This is a genomic window from Kibdelosporangium philippinense, assembly GCF_021390435.2.
Classification (GTDB): Bacteria; Actinomycetota; Actinomycetes; order Mycobacteriales; family Pseudonocardiaceae; genus Kibdelosporangium; species Kibdelosporangium philippinense.
The window spans coordinates 894821-910021 of the sequence record NZ_JAJVCN010000004.1 but is presented as its reverse complement, the minus strand read 5'-3'; the positions used below and the strand labels follow the sequence as shown (position 1 = coordinate 910021).

Below are 15201 nucleotides of genomic sequence, written 5' to 3'. Positions count from 1 at the left end.
ACCCTCCAAGACATGAACTGGGGGTTGCCGGAGTGGACCGTGCTGGCGTTGCTGCGTGAGCAGCCACGGCACGGCTTCGCCATCGCCGCGTGCACAGCAGCCGACGGCGCGATCGGGCGCGTCTGGCACATCGCGCGGCCGGTGATCTACCGAGCGCTCAACCGGCTGCAAGCCGCGGAGTTTATCGAACCGGTGACCGTCGAGTCCGGTCCAGGGCCGCAGCGCACGATCTACGAGCTCACCTCGGCTGGCGCTCGCGCGGTTGACGGGTGGCTGAGTGAGCCGGTCATGCACGTCCGTGACATGCGGTCACATCTGCTGGTCAAGCTGGCTTTGCTGGATCACCGCGGCATCGACCCCCGGCCTTTGCTGCGGCGCCAGCGGGACGTGCTCGAACCGATCGTCAGCGCGCTGGCCAAGGAGCGTCAGGAAGCGGGATTCGACGCGGTGCTCGCGGCCTGGCGGCACACCAACGCCAGCGCGGCGCTGGGTTTCGTCACAGACCTGCTTCGCGCGCCCGGCGCCTGATCCAGGTCTGCGACTGCCCGGCTTCCTCGGCGATCGCTTGCCAGCTCCATCCCGCGTCCCGTCGATCGGCCAGGTAGGCGGCGATGTCACGGAACCCGAACCGCTCGGCGATCGCGGTCACCCGTTCCCGCAACGCGTTGCGCTTACGGGCGTGCGGCTGCTTGGCAAGCCCGTGCCTTGCCAGGGCTGACTCCACGGCCTTCCGGGAGAAGCCGGTTTCCCCGGCGATCGCCCTGACGGTTTCGTGCCGGATTTCGTGCCGGTCGGTCAAGTAGCTGGCCACGTCGGGAAAGCCGAGGTCACGGACCACGGGCAGCCATGGCGCGTCCAACCGGCAGTCGGTCTGTGCGGCGAATTCGGCGGCTCGGGGGTCCACAATGGCCAGTTTGCGCGACAGCCAGTCCTTGTGCAGACCGGCTTCCCGGCTGATCGCAGCCAGGCTCGCGCCTTGCTCGACCCGGTCGCGTACCAGCTCGCCGATGCTTTCGTAGCCCAGTCGCGCCGCCGCTTTGGCCGCGGTTTGCCGCAACTGTTCGACGCCTTGCCGCCGTCGGCCTTCGGCGCGTGCTTCCGGCCCGATCTCGGCCAAGGTCCGCAGGGTTTTCCGCCTGCGCTGTTCGGGCTGCGGACGCCCTCGTGCCGCTTCGGCGGCTGCCTTGGCCAACAGACCTGAGCGCGCCATGTCGACCCCGCGTTCGACGCCCTCGCGGATCTTCGAGTCCAATACTCGCCGCTTGCGCATGATTTCGGCGCGCCGTTTGCGGGTAGCGTCTCCTTCGAGCGAAACGCCTCGCTCGAGCCCGAAGGCCTCGCGGTACGAGAGGTGGTCCCATCCGTGCGACGAGAGATGCGCGGTGACCGACTTGAACCAGCGTTGACACAGGTGACACTGCACGAGGTCGCCCTCGCGTTCGACCGCGCCGACAGCCACCCCGGTCACCTCCCCGACTCATCTAGTCACAATGAGACTAGTCGGGTCTGCGAACTTGTCAACGGGAAACACCTGCCACCGGCGGCCGCGCCCGGAACAATCGTGAGTGGTTAGGCGTGTTCTAACCCTGCTAACCACTCACGACGTAAGCCAAGCAGTGATCCAGGTCACTCAACCGGGCAACCGCGGCATCCGTGTGGTGGCTGAGCCGATCCCAGCCGGGGTCGGTGAACCTCGGGGAAGGCCGCCATGTTTCGCATCATCACCGCGATCGCAGCAGTCGCCACGGTCGTCGCGTGCGCACAGGCACCCGCAGCCCCGAAAATCGACCTGCCAGTGTCCGGAGGGGACGGTGGCACGATCGACAAACTGGCCGCGGACGCCGTCGCCGACGTGCACGCGTTCTGGCAGGAAACGTTTCCCGCCACGTTCAACGGCGAATTCGCGCCGGTGAAGCGGTTGGTGTCCTACGACTCCACCGGCGCCAGCAAGGAGTTCTGCGGCACGAAGACCGCGGGCGTGCCGAACGCGTTCTATTGCCCCTCCGACGACTCGATCGCTTGGGACCGCGGCGAATTGTTGCCAATGCTGTCCGAATCCTTCGGTGAGGCTTCGGTTGTCGCGGTTTTGGCGCACGAAATCGGCCACGCCGTACAACTTCGGCTCGGCGAGCGGCAAGGAACCCCGACGATCGTGCGCGAACAACAGGCGGACTGCTACACCGGCGCGTACTTCCGCTGGACGACCGATGGGAAATCCAAGAGCTTCAAACTCGACGCCGGTGAAGGCCTGAACCCGATTCTGTCCACATTGTTCTTCATCAGGGACACGGTCGGCAGCGAGTTCGACGCCAAAGGCGCGCACGGCAGCGCGTTCGACCGAGTCACCGCGTTCCAGTTCGGGTTCAGCGAAGGCCCGGCGCGATGCGCGCGGATCGACATCGCGGAGATCAGCCAGCGCAGCACCCAGCAGAAGTTCAGCCCTCGCGACCTGGACACCGGGCTGGGCAAGGGAAACATCCGGGTTGACGACCCACAGTTGCAGGAGCAGCTGATCAGGACCTTGCGCGCGGCCTTCCCCCGTGCCCAGTCAACCGTGACCCGGGCGCGTGCCAGGTGCGCGGACGCGCCGCTGACCACCCCGGTCGCGTACTGCCCGAGCACGAACGTGGTCTCGTTGAACATGCAGGACCTGGTCAAGATCGGTACCCCGCCAAGGCGTGGACGCGAGGGCGGGATCGGTGACTTCGCGGCGTTCGCCGAGATCGCCTCGCGGTACGCACTGTCCGCGCAGAAGACGGCCGGGCTCCCGATCGAGGGACCTTCGGCCGGGCAACGGACCGCGTGCTTGACCGGCACATGGGCGGCCACGATCGTCAGCGGCGCAGGCGCCGCGCTGGAGCTGTCCCCCGGCGACCTGGATGAAGCTGTGGCCGAAATGCTCGCGCCGAAGAGCCTGATCGCCGCCGACGCGAAAGGCGTCAGCACGTCCTCAGGGTTCGCGCGCGTGGAGGCGTTCCGCGATGGGTTCCTGCGTGACGCGGAGACGTGTGTGGCGAAGTACCGCTAGTCCTGCTCGACGAAATCGACCGTCGGGCAGTAGAACAGGACTCCGGTGACCGGCGTGGAGTAGTCGAGAATGCGGTCGTAGTTGCCGGGCGGTGCGCCGACGAACATGTTCTCCAGCATGCGTTCGACCACGCTCGGCGACTTGGCGTAACCGATGAAATACGTGCCGAACTCGCCGTAGCCAGGACGGCCGAAGGGCATGTTGTCCCGCAGGATCTTCAGCTCGGTCCCGTCGGTGTCGGTGACCTGGGTCAGCGCGACGTGGGAGTTGTCCGGCTGCACGCCCTCCGCGAGCTCCACATTGGACAGCTTGCGCCTGCCGATCGCGTGCTCCTGCGCCTCGGTCGTGAGCCCGTTCCAGCCCGCCATGTCATGCAGGTATTTCTGGACGATGACGTAACTGCCGCCGTTGAAGGCCTCGTCGTCATCCACCAGGGTCGCCGCGTACGCCTCGGCCCCGACCGGATTCTCCGTCCCATCGACGAACCCCAGCACGTCACGGCCGTCGAAGTACCGGAACCCCTGCACCTCGTCCACGATGGCCACCGCACCGGCGAGCTCGTGCATGATCAGCGTGGCGAGCTCGAAGCACAGGTCCATCCGCTCCGCCCGGATGTGGAACATCAGGTCACCGTCAGTTGTGACGCTCTGATGCTTCTCCCCGGCGAAAACCGGCAGGTCACGCAGCTCAGCAGGCTTCGGGTCCCCGTACAGCCGGTCCCACGCCGACGCCGAGACACCGGCCACACAGGACAAAGCCCCGCCAAGCGACCGCGAGCCCACGGTCCGCTCCAGCCCGGTCACGTTCGCCAGCAGCTGCTTGGCTTCGTCCTCGCCACCAGGGTTGATCGTGACGATCAGAAAGACCGCGGCGTGCGTGAGGGACCCGAAAACGTTCTGCACCTCGGCCTCGAGCTGCGGACGACCACCAGTCATGGGCACAATTTAGCTGAGCCGCGCAGACCAGGCCGCTTTCAGCCGGTAGGCAGGACCAGGTCGTCGTCACACACCGCGTTCGGTGACGGCATGGTCAGGTTGATCAGATAGATGGTCATCTTGTCCCGGACGCACGCGCTGTTGCGGTACGCGATGTGGCCTTCGCCCTTGAACGTGAGCAACCGGGCGTTGGTGAGCGTGTTGGCGAGAGTCACTGAGTCCTCGAACCGGACGTCCGGGTCACCCGTGCTGCCCACCACCAGAATCGGCGTCTTCCCGCTGGCGTTGAACGCTCCCGTGTAGTTCGATCTGCGTTGCGCGGGCCACTGCACGCACGCGGGGCTGTGGGACTGGTCGTAGCTGGGCAATCCGTGGGCGAAGGCCGGGCCAAGCAGGGGCGCCGACTTCACCTGGGCGGCGTTCACCGAGCTCAGCATCGGCAAGCTCCGGGGGAACGGGCGGTCCGCGCACTCGATCGCGGTGTTGCGCATCAGGAACGCTGGGTCGTCAGCCACGGTGTTGGCCGTCATGAAGTAGCCCGTTCCCCGCTCGGCGTTGACCAGCTCGTTGGCCATCATCTGCCAGCGCACCTTTCCACCGCTGAGCCTGGCCATCACCTGGAAACTGAAGGTGAAGCCGTTGACGAGGACCGTCCCATCGCCCGAGCGGACCGGCGCGTCGTCGAACCTCTGCTGCAGCCGCAAAAACGCGGCACGTGGATCGCCGCCGCCGAACGTGCAGTACGTCGGCGCGCCCTTGCACCACGCAAGGAACCGTTCCAGGCCTTGGTCCTGGTTCACGAACTGGTCGTACTCGCTTCTGAAGATCCGGTTCGTGTGCACGTAGCCGTACGGGTCGACCGCGCTGTCCAAGGACATCGCGCGGACCTTGTCCGGGAACAGGTTCGCGTAGACCGTTCCCAGGTAGGTCGCGTACGAGAAGCCAGCCCGGCTGAGTTTCTCGTCGCCGACAGCCGCGCGCAGCAAATCCAGGTCGCGGGCGGCGTATTCCGTGCCGACATACGGAAGCATCTCGGCACTGTCACGCATGCACAGTTCATTGAACGTCTTCGCCTGGTTGACCGCTCGCTCGAAGCCGCCTGGCGTTGGTCGTGCGGTGTCTGCTTCCCACATCCGGCGATATTCTTCCGGTGTGCCGCAGGTGATCGGTGCGGTTCGGTCGGTTCCGCGTGGGTCGAAGGCGACGAGGTCGAACCTGGCCTGGAGCTCGGGTGTGGCGGTCGGATAGAAGAACCGGATCCATTAGTCCAGTCCGGCTCCCGGCCCGCCTGGGCTGAAGAACAAGGACCCGATCCGCCTCGTCGGATCGGGCGCGAGCTTGCGGGTCATGCCAAGGTTGATCGTCCGGCCATTCGGACGCCGGTAGTCGAAGGGCACCTCCGCGCTCGCGCACTGAAATCCATCACCGCAGTCAGTCCACTGCAGCTGGGGCACCCGAGGACTCGGCGGCGCGGCGTTCGCGGCGGGAACGGTTGCGAACACAGTCATTCCCACAATGCTCGCGACGCACAGTCGTTTCAATCTCACGAGGGTTGAGTAGACCTTGTTTTACGAATTATCAACCGGCGAAAACGAGCCATTTTGGACACTGAACACCAGTGAAATCCCATGCGTACCAATGAATTTCAGCGTGCCGCGAGGTAGTCCGCGATACCGTCGAGCACGCGGGCAAGGCCGAACTCGAACTCCTCGTCGATCCACGTCCCAGTTCGGCTGTCAGGGCCGACCGCAGCCGTGACGGCCACAAGACGCGGGTAGCGATCCCCCGAGTCGTTGATCCGGCCTTCCCACCACTCGGTCGTGTCGTCCTGCCGCTCGTGAATCCAAGTCAACGCAAGGCCTTGGCCAAAGGAGACAACGGTTCCCAGCAGAAAAAGCTGCTCACGGCCGGACAGCCCGAGGTTGTCGAATGAGGCCAGCGCCCACTCCATGGCCGCCAACGTGTTCGGGCCCATCGGCGGCCTTGAGGACGCCGTTGCCTTGAGCACCCACGGATGCGCGAAGTAGGAACGCCAGTCCTGACGTGCCACCGCTTCCAGCGCCGCACGCCAGCCGATCGGCCGCGGTTCCGGATACGCGAACTCGGCGACGACCGCGTCAACCATCAGCTCGATCAACGCGTCCCGGTTCGCTACATGCCGGTACAGCGCCATTCCGGTGGCGTTGAGCCGCTCGCCGACACCGCGCATGGTGACCGCGTCCAAGCCGCCTTCATCAGCAAGCACGGTGGCGGTTGACACGATCAACGGCAGGCTCAGACTCGGCCGCTTGTTCGCGGCCACCTCCCGCGGCATGGGCCTCCTTCACGGAACGACTACCGTGAAGTATACGTTGTCAACAGGGCGCGCACGCGGGCGGCAAGCTTGTCCACTGTGGTCAGCGCTTCGCCAGGGTCGTCGGGACGGTCGCTTTCGGACAGCGCAGCCGCGTATTCGTAAGTACAGCCCGCGTTTCGCCAGATCTTCGCGGCTTGCTGCCAACGTCCGGATGCCAGCATCGCGTACGGCATGTCCGAGCCTGGCGACGGCATGGCGACACCCGCCGCAGTCAGCCAATAGCTCAATTCTGCCTGACCTTTCCGCTCGGCCTGATCCGCCAACCACGACACACTAACCACGTCCACCAACGGCCGGTCACGCCACAACGCCAGCGCTGCCCGGAAGTGCGAGGCGCTCACGGCCGGATCTGCCGTCTGCCACCCTGCCTGATCAGGCGTTGCGCGGCTTGAAGGTCCGATCGCTGACGTTCAGGGCATACCCGGGCGGCCTTGCGACGATCGCTACCCGGCACCAAGCACACCCCGCAGGTACGACACGTGACTCTGCAATGTGTTCGCCGCGGTCCTGGGCGCTTCCTCGTCCCACACCACGTCGGTGAGCCGATCCGCGCTCACGATCTCTCCTGCCCGCAACGCGAGCACGGCGAGCACTGCCTTGCGCCGCAGGCCACGCACCGGCCGCGGGATGCCATTCACTGTCACGTCGACGGGTCCGAGAATCCGCACTTGCATATCCGCCCCTGATCCCCGTTGTCACTACGCGCCCGTGTGTCGACCGGTTCACTCAGGTCGTTTCGGTTTCGCAACCCCGTTCACCCGGATCCGTCGATGGGTTTTCGCGTGCAGTGTGCCGATCAGCTGAAAGCGCTGGATCGTGGCCGCGCCTGCCGTAGCCTCCCTACGATGTCCTTGGTGCTCCGCAACCGGCCGACGTGGTACCTGGAATTACCGCTGCTGATCGGCGGTTACATCGTTTTCGGTCTGGTCAGGGCCGCGGTGGACCGTGGCAACCCGGCAGCGACGGACAACGCCTTGCTCGTCCAACGCGTGGAGCAGACGCTCGGGATCGCGATCGAGCACCCGCTCAACCAGTGGATGCTCGACCAGCCTGCCGCGATCTACCTGACCGGCTGCTTCTACCGGCTCAGTCCTTGCCGTACCGGCCATGCCGCTTTGGCTCTATCTCGCACGTTCCGAGCACTACCGGCGCCTGCGGACCGTTCTCGTGGTGATGATGGTCCTCGATCTCGTGATGGTGTGGGCCTTTCCGGCCGCACCGCCACGATTCGCCTTGCCCGGGGTCGTGGACTACATGGCGACGTACGACATTCTCGGCGGCGAGTCACGCACTCCACATTGGACGAAGAACCTGCTGGCGGCCATGCCGAGCATGCACGTCGCCTGGACGGCATGGAGCGCTTATGCCGCTTGGACGATGCTGCGTCAACGCAGTCCACGAGCCGCCTGGCTGGTCTGACTGTTCCCTTTGCTCACCGCGCTCGTCGTCCTCGTCACCGGTCATCACTACGTCCTGGACATCGTCGGTGGAATAACCCTCGTCGCGTTTAGTTGTGCCGCCATCCGGCACGTATATACCCCTATTCGGCACGACAATACCGACATTTGGCACAACAATAACTTTACGTAACTATTCATAGCATCTCGACAGTATTCGGTCCGCCGATCCTTTTCGAGGTGCTGATATTGCCACGTCATGGCACTGCCGTGCTGGTCTTGGCCTTGGTCACGCTTGTCGCTGCCGCACCGGTGAACACACAGCTGCCGCCAGACAATTCGACGAGCCGGGTGCCGCTGGATTTCAAAGGCCGCGCGTTGGTGTCGATATCGGACGCGGACATGGTGGCGTCGGCTTACGTCGACCAATTGCTCGGCCCACGGGAAGGCCGGGACGCCCTGTCGATAGTCCCGCTGACCGGAAATGGCCGCCCTGTCCGGTCGTACGAGACCGAGGTCAGCAATTCGGTCGCTGGCGCGCCATCCGCGGTGTCCGTTTCACCGAATGGCCGCTACGCGTTCGTCGCCGAGACCTTTCGCCAGGCGACCCCTGCGCAACAGCGCTTCAACGAACTCCCCCCCAGGACAGACACTGACAGTCGCGGACATCAGCGATGCACGAGCACCCCGCGTCCTGCAGCGGGCGGATATCGGGAAACGCCTCGAAACCGTGGAAATCAACCCGGCCGGGGACATGCTCGCAGTACCGCTGCACCCCAGCGACGGGCGCGGGATCGCTTTCGTGCCGTTCCGCAACGGCCGCCTTGGCACGCCCACTTACCTGCCATTTCCCGGAATCGCGGCAGCTACGCGGATGACCCACGTGAGTTGGCATCCCAGCGGCAACTTCATTGCCGCCGCATTGGCCGATGTCGGCAGCGTCGCCTTCGCCCGGGTGCAGCGGCAAGGTGACACTGTGACGTTGCAACCGTGGGGAAATCAGGTGTTGGCCGGTAAATACCCCTTCAAAGCGGTGTGGACGCCGGATGGCCGCCATGTGCTGGCCAACAACCTGCAGTGGGGCCCTGATGTTGCCGGTTTCTGGACCGAGGCACCACGTGGAAGTGTCATCAGCCTGCGCTTGTCCGACAAGCCAGCCGAAATTCCGAACTCACTCGTCAGTGTCGCCGAAACCGGCGTTTCCCCCGAGGGCATCACGATCAGCCCGGATGGCCGGTTCGTGGTGACGACCAATCTCGAACGCAGCTACGTGCCAACCGGCGACGCCCGCAAAACCTGGCATTCATCGCTGTCGCTGATGGCCTTCGAGCAGAGCACCGGCAGGTTCCAGCGGATCGGCGACTACCCGTTCGACGGCATCCTGCCCGAAGCGGCCGTGTTCGACGCGTCCAGCCGGTATCTGGCCGTCACGAACTACGACCACTTCGACGACACCAAACCCGGCGGCACGATCGACTTCTGGCGCCTGGACAGCGATCCACTGAACCCCAGGCCCCTCCTGGTCCGCACCGAACACAGCGTCCCGGTAACCCGCGGCCCCCACAGCATGGTCCTAATCCCCTGATCAAAGCTCGTGAGTGGTTAGCCGTGTTCTAACCCTGCTAACCACTCACGACCCTGGCCACGCAGGCCAGCTGGCGTAGGTCGTTATGTCCTTGCCCGCTGCCGCGGATACTGGATCGCATTGGAAGCCAAGGACTTCCTCACCGGTGTCCAGGCGGATCCGGCCGAGCGACATCGGAGCAGGCAGCCCGGCGAGGAACGTGCCGAGAGCGGCCGTTGACAGCAGCCAGCGTTCGCCTCGCAGAGACGCGCCATCTTCCGACCGGACCACACCTGGTTTGGGCGGATCCGTTGGCAGCGCGAACATCCGATACTTCGGCGCGGTGGCGATCTCGCCGTCGAACCTCGCGCCAAGGCTGGTCAACTGGTGGTTCAACGGCCGGCCGCGTAGGTGTGCACCGAACACCGCGAGCCCAACGGAAGGAGCGAACGGCTCGGGTGCGACCTCGCCGGTGAGCAGCGCGGCGAGGTCGAGCGCCACCTGGTCGTCGAACGCACGGGTGATCACGCTGACCCCGAACGGACTGCCATCGGCCTGTCCCGCCGGAACCGCGACCGCGGCCAGATCCAGGAGGTTCACGAAGTTCGTGTACGTGCCGAGCTTGCTGTACACGCCAACGGGATCCGCCGCGACCTCGGCCAGCGTCGGATGCCCGACTGTCGTTGGCAACAGCAGCGCGTCGATTCCTTCCAGCACAACGGAAGCGGCCGTACGCGCGGCCGCAAGACGTGCCTGGTCTGAGGCGAGCTGGTGGGCGGGCAGCTTTCCAGCGGCCAGGATGATGCCCGACACGGTCGGATCGGCTTCGCTTTGATGCTCCGCGAGAAACTCGCCGACGGCCGCGTACCGTTCCGCGACAAGGGCACCGTCGTACAACAGCTTCGCCGATTCGACGAACACCGATATGTCCACTTCGGACACATGGACACCGGAAGAGCGCAGCGATTCGACGGCCGCGATGAAAGCGGCACGTGCCTCGACGGAAAGCGGCGCAAGGCCTTCCGGCGTCGGGACGGCCACCACAGGCCGCGGACCGGCGGCCAGCCGTACCGAAACGGGCCAGTCCCGGCTGCCTGGATCCGCCACGTCCGGGCCTGCCAGCACTGCCATCACGCGCTGCGCGAGCGCGAGATCCGCGGTGAACACGCTGACGCTGTCGTATGGACGCGCCGCCGGGACCACGCCGGTGTTCGGCAGCAGGCCAAGCGTCGGCTTGAACCCGACAATGCCGTGCAAAGCAGCGGGAACCCGGCCGGAACCGGCCGTGTCCGTGCCAAGCGAGAAGTCCACGATCCCCAGAGCGACAGCGACAGCGGAACCCGAGCTGGACCCGCCGGAAATCCGGTCCGGCCGATGCGCGTGCCGGACCGCGCCGGACGGACTACGCGTGCCGACCAGGCCCGTCGCGAACTGGTCAAGGTTGGTCTTGCCGAGAACGACCGCGCCCGCATCCCGCAACCGCTGCACGACCGTCGCACTCTTCGTTGGCGTGTAAGCGAAAGCCGGACATGCGGCGGTGGTCGGGATGCCCGCGACATCGATGTTGTCCTTGACCGCGCACACCAAACCCGCAAGCGGCAGATCCTGCCGGACCCCAGCCGCTTCGGCGAGGACCTCGTCCGAGTCGCGCAGCGTGATCCACACTTCCGGCCGGTCAACCTCCGCGATCCGGCGATACGCCGCCTTGACCCGCTCGACCGCACTCATGCGGGCCCCAAGACGACAACCGGAGTGCCTGGCGCGACCTGAGTTCCCGGCTGCACCAAGAGATCGACCACCACACCTTGCGCTGGCGCGAACAGTTGCGTTTCCGTCTTCATCGCCTCCAGCGCCACCAACGCTTGTCCTTTGCCGACTCGATCGCCTTGCTGAACGTCGACCCGCCAAACCGTTGCCGCGAACGGGGCTTCCACGACCCGGCCGCCTGGCGGCGCCGTCACCTTCGTGGCGGCGGCGAGCACCGGTTCCGGTTCGGGTTTCGGGTCGAACTCACCGGCCGCAGCCCACGCTTGCCGCTCGGCTTCGAACGCGATCGACTGCCGGGCCCGGAACTCGGCGATCGACTCGGCGTTGTCGTCAAGGAATCGCTCGTAGTCGGCCAACGCGAACTCGCCGTCCGTGATGTCCAGTTCGAGCTGCCCTGCGGCGCTGGCCGCGCGCATGTCGAGGAGTTCCTCCGCCGACACGGGATACCAGGAGATCCGGTCGAAGAACCGCAGCAGCCACGGCGATCCCGGTTCGAACGATCCGCGCTGCTGCCAGCCGTTCCACACCTGCACCGTCCGGCCAACGAACTGGTAGCCGCCCGGCCCTTCCATGCCGTAGATGCACAGATACGCGCCGCCGATGCCGACGGAGTTCTCCGCGGTCCACGTTCGCGCCGGGTTGTACTTGGTGGTGACCAGGCGGTGCCGTGGATCCAGCGGCGTCGCGACTGGCGCGCCCAGGTACACATCGCCAAGTCCGAGGACCAGGTACGAGGCGTCGAAAACGGTCCGGTACACGTCGTCCACACTGGACAGACCGTTGATCCGGCGGATGAACTCGATGTTCCACGGGCACCATGGCGCGTCCGAACGCACACCGGCCATGTACCGCTGGATCGCTTCGCGTGTCGCGGGATCGTCCCAGGACAGCGGCAATCGCACCGATCGGCTTGGCACCACCAGGTCACCGGTCGCGGGCAGTTCCTGTTCCAGTTCACGGACAAGACCAAGCGCCTTGCTGACCGACAGCTGGTCGGGATCGGTGTGCACCTGCAGCGACCGGATGCCGGGCGTGATGTCCACAATGCCCGGTACGTCGACCTTCGCCAGCCGCTCAGCCAGCGCGTGCACGCGCATCCGGAGCGCGAGGTCGAGCTTCATCGGCCCGTATTCGACGAGCACGTTGTCGTCGCCGCTGCGCCGGTAGGTCACGGCCGAACGGTCCTCAGTAGACGCCATCCGGTCGAGCACACCACCGTCCGACAGCTTGACAGGAGTGACCCTACCCGCGGGCCTGCTGCGCAACTCGGTGGCTTGTTCGGCATCGACAGGTACAAATCGGACGGTGTCGCCGGGCCGCAGTTGGCCCAGTTTCCAGCGTTGGCCCGTGACCACAGTCGCCGGGCACACGAACCCGCCGAGGCTGGGGCCGTCCGGTCCGAGCAGGATCGGTAGGTCACCGGTGTAGTCCACTGCGCCGACCGAGTACGGCGTGTCGTGGATGTTCGACGGGTGCAGCCCTGCTTCGCCACCGTCCTCGCGTGCCCAGCCTGGCCTGGGGCCGACCAGTCGCACGCCGGTTCGCGCGGAGTTGAAGTGCACGTTCCAGGTTGCCGCGTAGAACTCGTCGATGTCCTCAGGCGTGAAGAACTCCGGCGCGGCATGCGGGCCTTCGAGCGCACCGATCTCCCAGTGCTGCCCGAATTCCGGACGCTGATCGCTGGAAACGTCCCCACCCACAGGGGTTTCAGGTTCACCACCAGGCTCAAGAACGTCACCTGTGGCCAGCGCCCGGCCGCCGTGGCCACCGAACTTCCCCAGGGTGAATGTCGCTTTGCTGCCAAGGAATGTGGCCACGTCCAGCCCGCCACGCACCAGGACATAGGTACGCAGGCCGAGGCTGCTCGGCCCGATGTCGAGTTCGGCGCCAGCGGGAACGGTAACCGGTTTCCACTGTGGAACCGCTGAACCGTCCACAGTGATCTCAGCGGGAGCGCCCGTCACGCACACCACGGTTTCGTGGCTGAACTTCAGCGCAGGACCATCCACAGTGCACTCAAGCCCAGCGGCGCCTTCGTCGTTGCCGACGGCGACGTTGCCAAGCCGGAACGACAAGTCGTCCATCGGCCCGCTCGGCGGGACCCCGACGTGCCAATAACCCGTGCGCCCAGGCCATTCCTGCACAGTGGTGGACGTACCGCCGCGCAAAACCTCGATGTGCGGGTCCGCATCGGGCACGTCGTCCAAGGTCGCCGTGTCGTGCTGGACGTCAAGCACCTCAGGATGCCGCACGGCCGCGCGCAATTGGCCCAAGTTGGTACGAATGCCGTCAATCCGGGTTTGGGCCAGTGCTTCACCGAGCCGCTCAAGGGCCTCAGCCCTGTCCGTACCCGTGACGATGACCTTGGCCAGCAACGGGTCGTAGTGGCTCGTGACGGTCAATCCGGCTTCTACCCAGGTGTCCACGCGTGCGTCGACCGGGAAATGGACTCCTGTCAGCAATCCCGCACTCGGGCGATGGCCGGCGTTGGGATCCTCGGCATAGACGCGCGCTTCCACGGCGTGGCCCTGCGGCTGCGGGACAGTGTCGAACATTCCCTTGTCGCCGTTGGCCAGTCGGAGCATCCACGCCACGAGGTCGATTCCGTACACCGCCTCGGTCACCGGATGCTCTACCTGCAGGCGCGTGTTCACCTCCAGGAACGCTTCCTCCTGGCGGACCGGGTCGTAGACGAACTCAACCGTGCCAGCCGACCGGTACCGCACCGACTCACCGAGGGCGATCGCGGATTCGAGCAAGCGCTTGACCACGGTGTCGGGCAGCGCGGGCGCCGGACACTCCTCGACGACCTTCTGATTGCGCCGTTGCAGCGTGCAGTCACGGGTGCCGAGCGCGAGCACGCGGCCTTCACCGTCGCCGAAGATCTGGACTTCGACGTGCCGTGCCCGCTGCACCAGCCGTTCAAGGAACACGCCGGAAGTCGCGAAGCTCTTCGCCGCGATGCTCTGCACCGAATCCCAGGCCGACCGCAGCTCATCGCCGGTGTGGCAGGCGCGCATGCCGATCCCGCCACCGCCGCCGGTGGCCTTGAGCATCACCGGATAGCCGATCTCCGCAGCCGCGGACAACGCCTCGTCCACGGTCGCGAGCAGCCCGGTGCCAGGCAAAAGAGGAACTCCGGCCGCGATCGCTTTCTCGCGCGCGGTGTGCTTGCTGCCGAACACTTCCAGCTGTTCCGGCGTCGGGCCGACAAACCGGACACCGGCCGCTTCGGCCTTGCGTGCGAACTCCGCGTCCTCGGACAGGAAGCCGTAGCCGGGGTGGATCGCGTCCGCGCCGGTGTCCAGCGCGGCTTGGATGACCACTTCGGCCTTGAGGTAGCTGTCGCGGGCGGCCTCCGGGCCGATCCGGACGGCTTCATCGGCCGTCCGGACGTGCGGCGACATCCGGTCGGCGTCCGAATACACGGCAACACAGGGGATTTGCTGCTGACGTGCGCTGCGGATGATCCGGGTGGCGATCTCGCCGCGGTTGGCGATCAGCAGCTTCACCCGGCGCCGCCTTCGGTGACGACCATCCGCACCGGAGTCGGGTTGAACCCGTTGCACGGGTTGTTGATCTGTGGGCAGTTCGACACGATCACCAGCGTATCCGTCTCGGCCCGCAACTGGACTTCCAGTCCTGGCGCGGAAATACCGTCGACGATGCCGAGCGTGCCGTCCTTCTCGACCGGCACGTTCATGTACCAGTTGACGTTGCTGACCAGATCCCGTTTGCCCAGTCCCCAGCGGGCGCCCTCGATCAGGAAGTTCTCGACGCAGGCGTGCTGGAACCGGGTGTGCTGGCCGTACCGCAAGGTGTTGGATTCCTTGCTGCACGCGCCGCCGAGCGTGTCGTGACGGCCGCACGTGTCGGCGACGACCGTCATCAGCGGCGCGCCTTCCTGCGTCCGCAGCACGCTACCGGTGGTGAGGAAGATGTTGCGCTGAGCCGCGATCGTGACCGCCGCGCTGTACCGCTTGCTCGTGTCCGCGGCGTCGTAGACAAGGAAGTCGACGGCCTGGTTGCCACCGAGGTCGATGATGCTCAGCACCTGGCCTTGCCGGACGATCGTGGAGAACGGGGCCCTCGCGGCGACTTCGGTATCCAGCACTGTGTTCGTCACGCGATCCCCCTAGGGTCTGTTTCGAAAG

The 15201-nt window shown here is 65.8% G+C and carries 15 protein-coding genes and 1 pseudogene; 4 read left to right on the top strand and 12 right to left on the bottom strand.

The window, feature by feature from the left end:
- The first annotated feature begins 12 nt into the window (after window positions 1-12).
- Complete coding sequence (locus LWC34_RS47055; RefSeq protein WP_233731931.1) at window positions 13-528, top strand: PadR family transcriptional regulator; 516 nt, start codon at window positions 13-15, stop codon at window positions 526-528.
- Here the strand turns inward: LWC34_RS47055 and LWC34_RS47050 are convergent.
- Window positions 497-1468 carry a MucR family transcriptional regulator gene (locus LWC34_RS47050; protein ID WP_233731929.1) on the bottom strand — a complete coding sequence of 324 codons (972 nt, stop codon included), beginning with the start codon at window positions 1466-1468 and terminating at the stop codon, window positions 497-499. The genes LWC34_RS47055 and LWC34_RS47050 overlap by 32 nt on opposite strands.
- A 240-nt stretch (window positions 1469-1708) precedes the next feature.
- Here LWC34_RS47050 and LWC34_RS47045 point away from each other — a divergent pair, with 240 nt between their 5' ends.
- On the top strand, window positions 1709-3028 hold the full coding sequence (locus LWC34_RS47045; RefSeq protein ID WP_233731927.1) for a neutral zinc metallopeptidase: 1320 nt from the start codon (window positions 1709-1711) through the stop codon (window positions 3026-3028).
- Here the strand turns inward: LWC34_RS47045 and LWC34_RS47040 are convergent.
- From LWC34_RS47040 to LWC34_RS47010, 7 genes are all read right to left on the bottom strand, one after another.
- On the bottom strand, window positions 3025-3963 hold the full coding sequence (locus tag LWC34_RS47040; RefSeq protein ID WP_233731924.1) for a Dyp-type peroxidase: 939 nt from the start codon (window positions 3961-3963) through the stop codon (window positions 3025-3027). The two genes, LWC34_RS47045 and LWC34_RS47040, sit on opposite strands and share 4 nt — an antisense overlap.
- 38 nt (window positions 3964-4001) lie before the next feature.
- A complete protein-coding gene (locus LWC34_RS47035) occupies window positions 4002-5222 on the bottom strand; it encodes an alpha/beta fold hydrolase (RefSeq protein WP_233734092.1) in 1221 nt (406 codons plus the stop codon).
- 3 nt (window positions 5223-5225) lie between these two features.
- The gene (locus tag LWC34_RS47030; protein ID WP_233731922.1) at window positions 5226-5471 is read right to left on the bottom strand and encodes a hypothetical protein; all 246 of its coding nucleotides are present in this window, start codon (window positions 5469-5471) and stop codon (window positions 5226-5228) included.
- A gap of 137 nt (window positions 5472-5608) precedes the next feature.
- Window positions 5609-6277, bottom strand: coding sequence for a TetR/AcrR family transcriptional regulator (locus LWC34_RS47025; RefSeq protein ID WP_233731920.1), 669 nt, complete (start codon window positions 6275-6277; stop codon window positions 5609-5611).
- Window positions 6278-6297: 20 nt separating this feature from the next.
- The gene (locus tag LWC34_RS47020; protein WP_233731919.1) at window positions 6298-6660 is read right to left on the bottom strand and encodes a hypothetical protein; all 363 of its coding nucleotides are present in this window, start codon (window positions 6658-6660) and stop codon (window positions 6298-6300) included.
- Window positions 6661-6762: 102 nt separating this feature from the next.
- Window positions 6763-6987, bottom strand: a complete 225-nt coding sequence (locus LWC34_RS47015) for an AfsR/SARP family transcriptional regulator (RefSeq protein WP_233731916.1) — start codon at window positions 6985-6987, stop codon at window positions 6763-6765.
- 219 nt (window positions 6988-7206) lie between these two features.
- On the bottom strand, window positions 7207-7428 hold the full coding sequence (locus LWC34_RS47010) for a hypothetical protein (RefSeq protein WP_233731915.1): 222 nt from the start codon (window positions 7426-7428) through the stop codon (window positions 7207-7209).
- Here LWC34_RS47010 and LWC34_RS47005 point away from each other — a divergent pair.
- A pseudogene (locus tag LWC34_RS47005) lies at window positions 7427-7909 on the top strand (phosphatase PAP2 family protein). The gene LWC34_RS47010 and the pseudogene LWC34_RS47005 sit on opposite strands and share 2 nt — an antisense overlap.
- 64 nt (window positions 7910-7973) lie before the next feature.
- On the opposite strand, the gene LWC34_RS47000 reads toward LWC34_RS47005, so the two are convergent.
- Entirely contained in the window at window positions 7974-8120 is a 147-nt protein-coding gene (locus LWC34_RS47000; protein ID WP_233731914.1) for a hypothetical protein, read from the bottom strand.
- Between the two features lie 326 nt (window positions 8121-8446).
- Here LWC34_RS47000 and LWC34_RS46995 point away from each other — a divergent pair, with 326 nt between their 5' ends.
- Entirely contained in the window at window positions 8447-9301 is an 855-nt protein-coding gene (locus tag LWC34_RS46995) for a lactonase family protein (RefSeq protein WP_233731912.1), read from the top strand.
- Between the two features lie 45 nt (window positions 9302-9346).
- Here LWC34_RS46995 and atzF read toward each other — a convergent pair whose 3' ends face one another.
- The 3 genes from atzF to LWC34_RS46980 are packed head-to-tail and all read right to left on the bottom strand — an operon-like array spanning window position 9347 to window position 15173.
- On the bottom strand, window positions 9347-11008 hold the full coding sequence (atzF, locus tag LWC34_RS46990; RefSeq protein ID WP_233731910.1) for an allophanate hydrolase: 1662 nt from the start codon (window positions 11006-11008) through the stop codon (window positions 9347-9349).
- Window positions 11005-14559, bottom strand: coding sequence for an urea carboxylase (uca, locus tag LWC34_RS46985; protein ID WP_233731907.1), 3555 nt, complete (start codon window positions 14557-14559; stop codon window positions 11005-11007). The genes atzF and uca overlap by 4 nt, the downstream gene beginning before the upstream one ends.
- Window positions 14556-15173: an urea amidolyase associated protein UAAP2 gene (locus tag LWC34_RS46980; protein WP_233731906.1), complete on the bottom strand. Its 618-nt coding sequence runs from the start codon at window positions 15171-15173 to the stop codon at window positions 14556-14558. The genes uca and LWC34_RS46980 overlap by 4 nt, the downstream gene beginning before the upstream one ends.
- Window positions 15174-15201 lie beyond the last annotated feature (28 nt).

Excerpts from the sequence above, each read along its gene's own strand:
- LWC34_RS47055 (WP_233731931.1), top strand. The coding sequence starts at position 13 with ATGAACTGGGGGTTGCCGGAGTGGACCGTGCTGGCGTTGCTGCGTGAG.
- LWC34_RS47045 (WP_233731927.1), top strand. The coding sequence starts at position 1,709 with ATGTTTCGCATCATCACCGCGATCGCAGCAGTCGCCACGGTCGTCGCG.
- LWC34_RS47040 (WP_233731924.1), bottom strand. The coding sequence starts at position 3,963 with ATGACTGGTGGTCGTCCGCAGCTCGAGGCCGAGGTGCAGAACGTTTTC.
- LWC34_RS47030 (WP_233731922.1), bottom strand. The coding sequence starts at position 5,471 with ATGACTGTGTTCGCAACCGTTCCCGCCGCGAACGCCGCGCCGCCGAGT.
- LWC34_RS47025 (WP_233731920.1), bottom strand. The coding sequence starts at position 6,277 with ATGCCGCGGGAGGTGGCCGCGAACAAGCGGCCGAGTCTGAGCCTGCCG.
- LWC34_RS47010 (WP_233731915.1), bottom strand. The coding sequence starts at position 7,428 with ATGGCCGGTACGGCAAGGACTGAGCCGGTAGAAGCAGCCGGTCAGGTA.
- LWC34_RS47000 (WP_233731914.1), bottom strand. The coding sequence starts at position 8,120 with ATGTCCGCGTCCGATATCGACACCAACGCGCGGCCTTTGAAATCCAGC.
- atzF (WP_233731910.1), bottom strand. The coding sequence starts at position 11,008 with ATGAGTGCGGTCGAGCGGGTCAAGGCGGCGTATCGCCGGATCGCGGAG.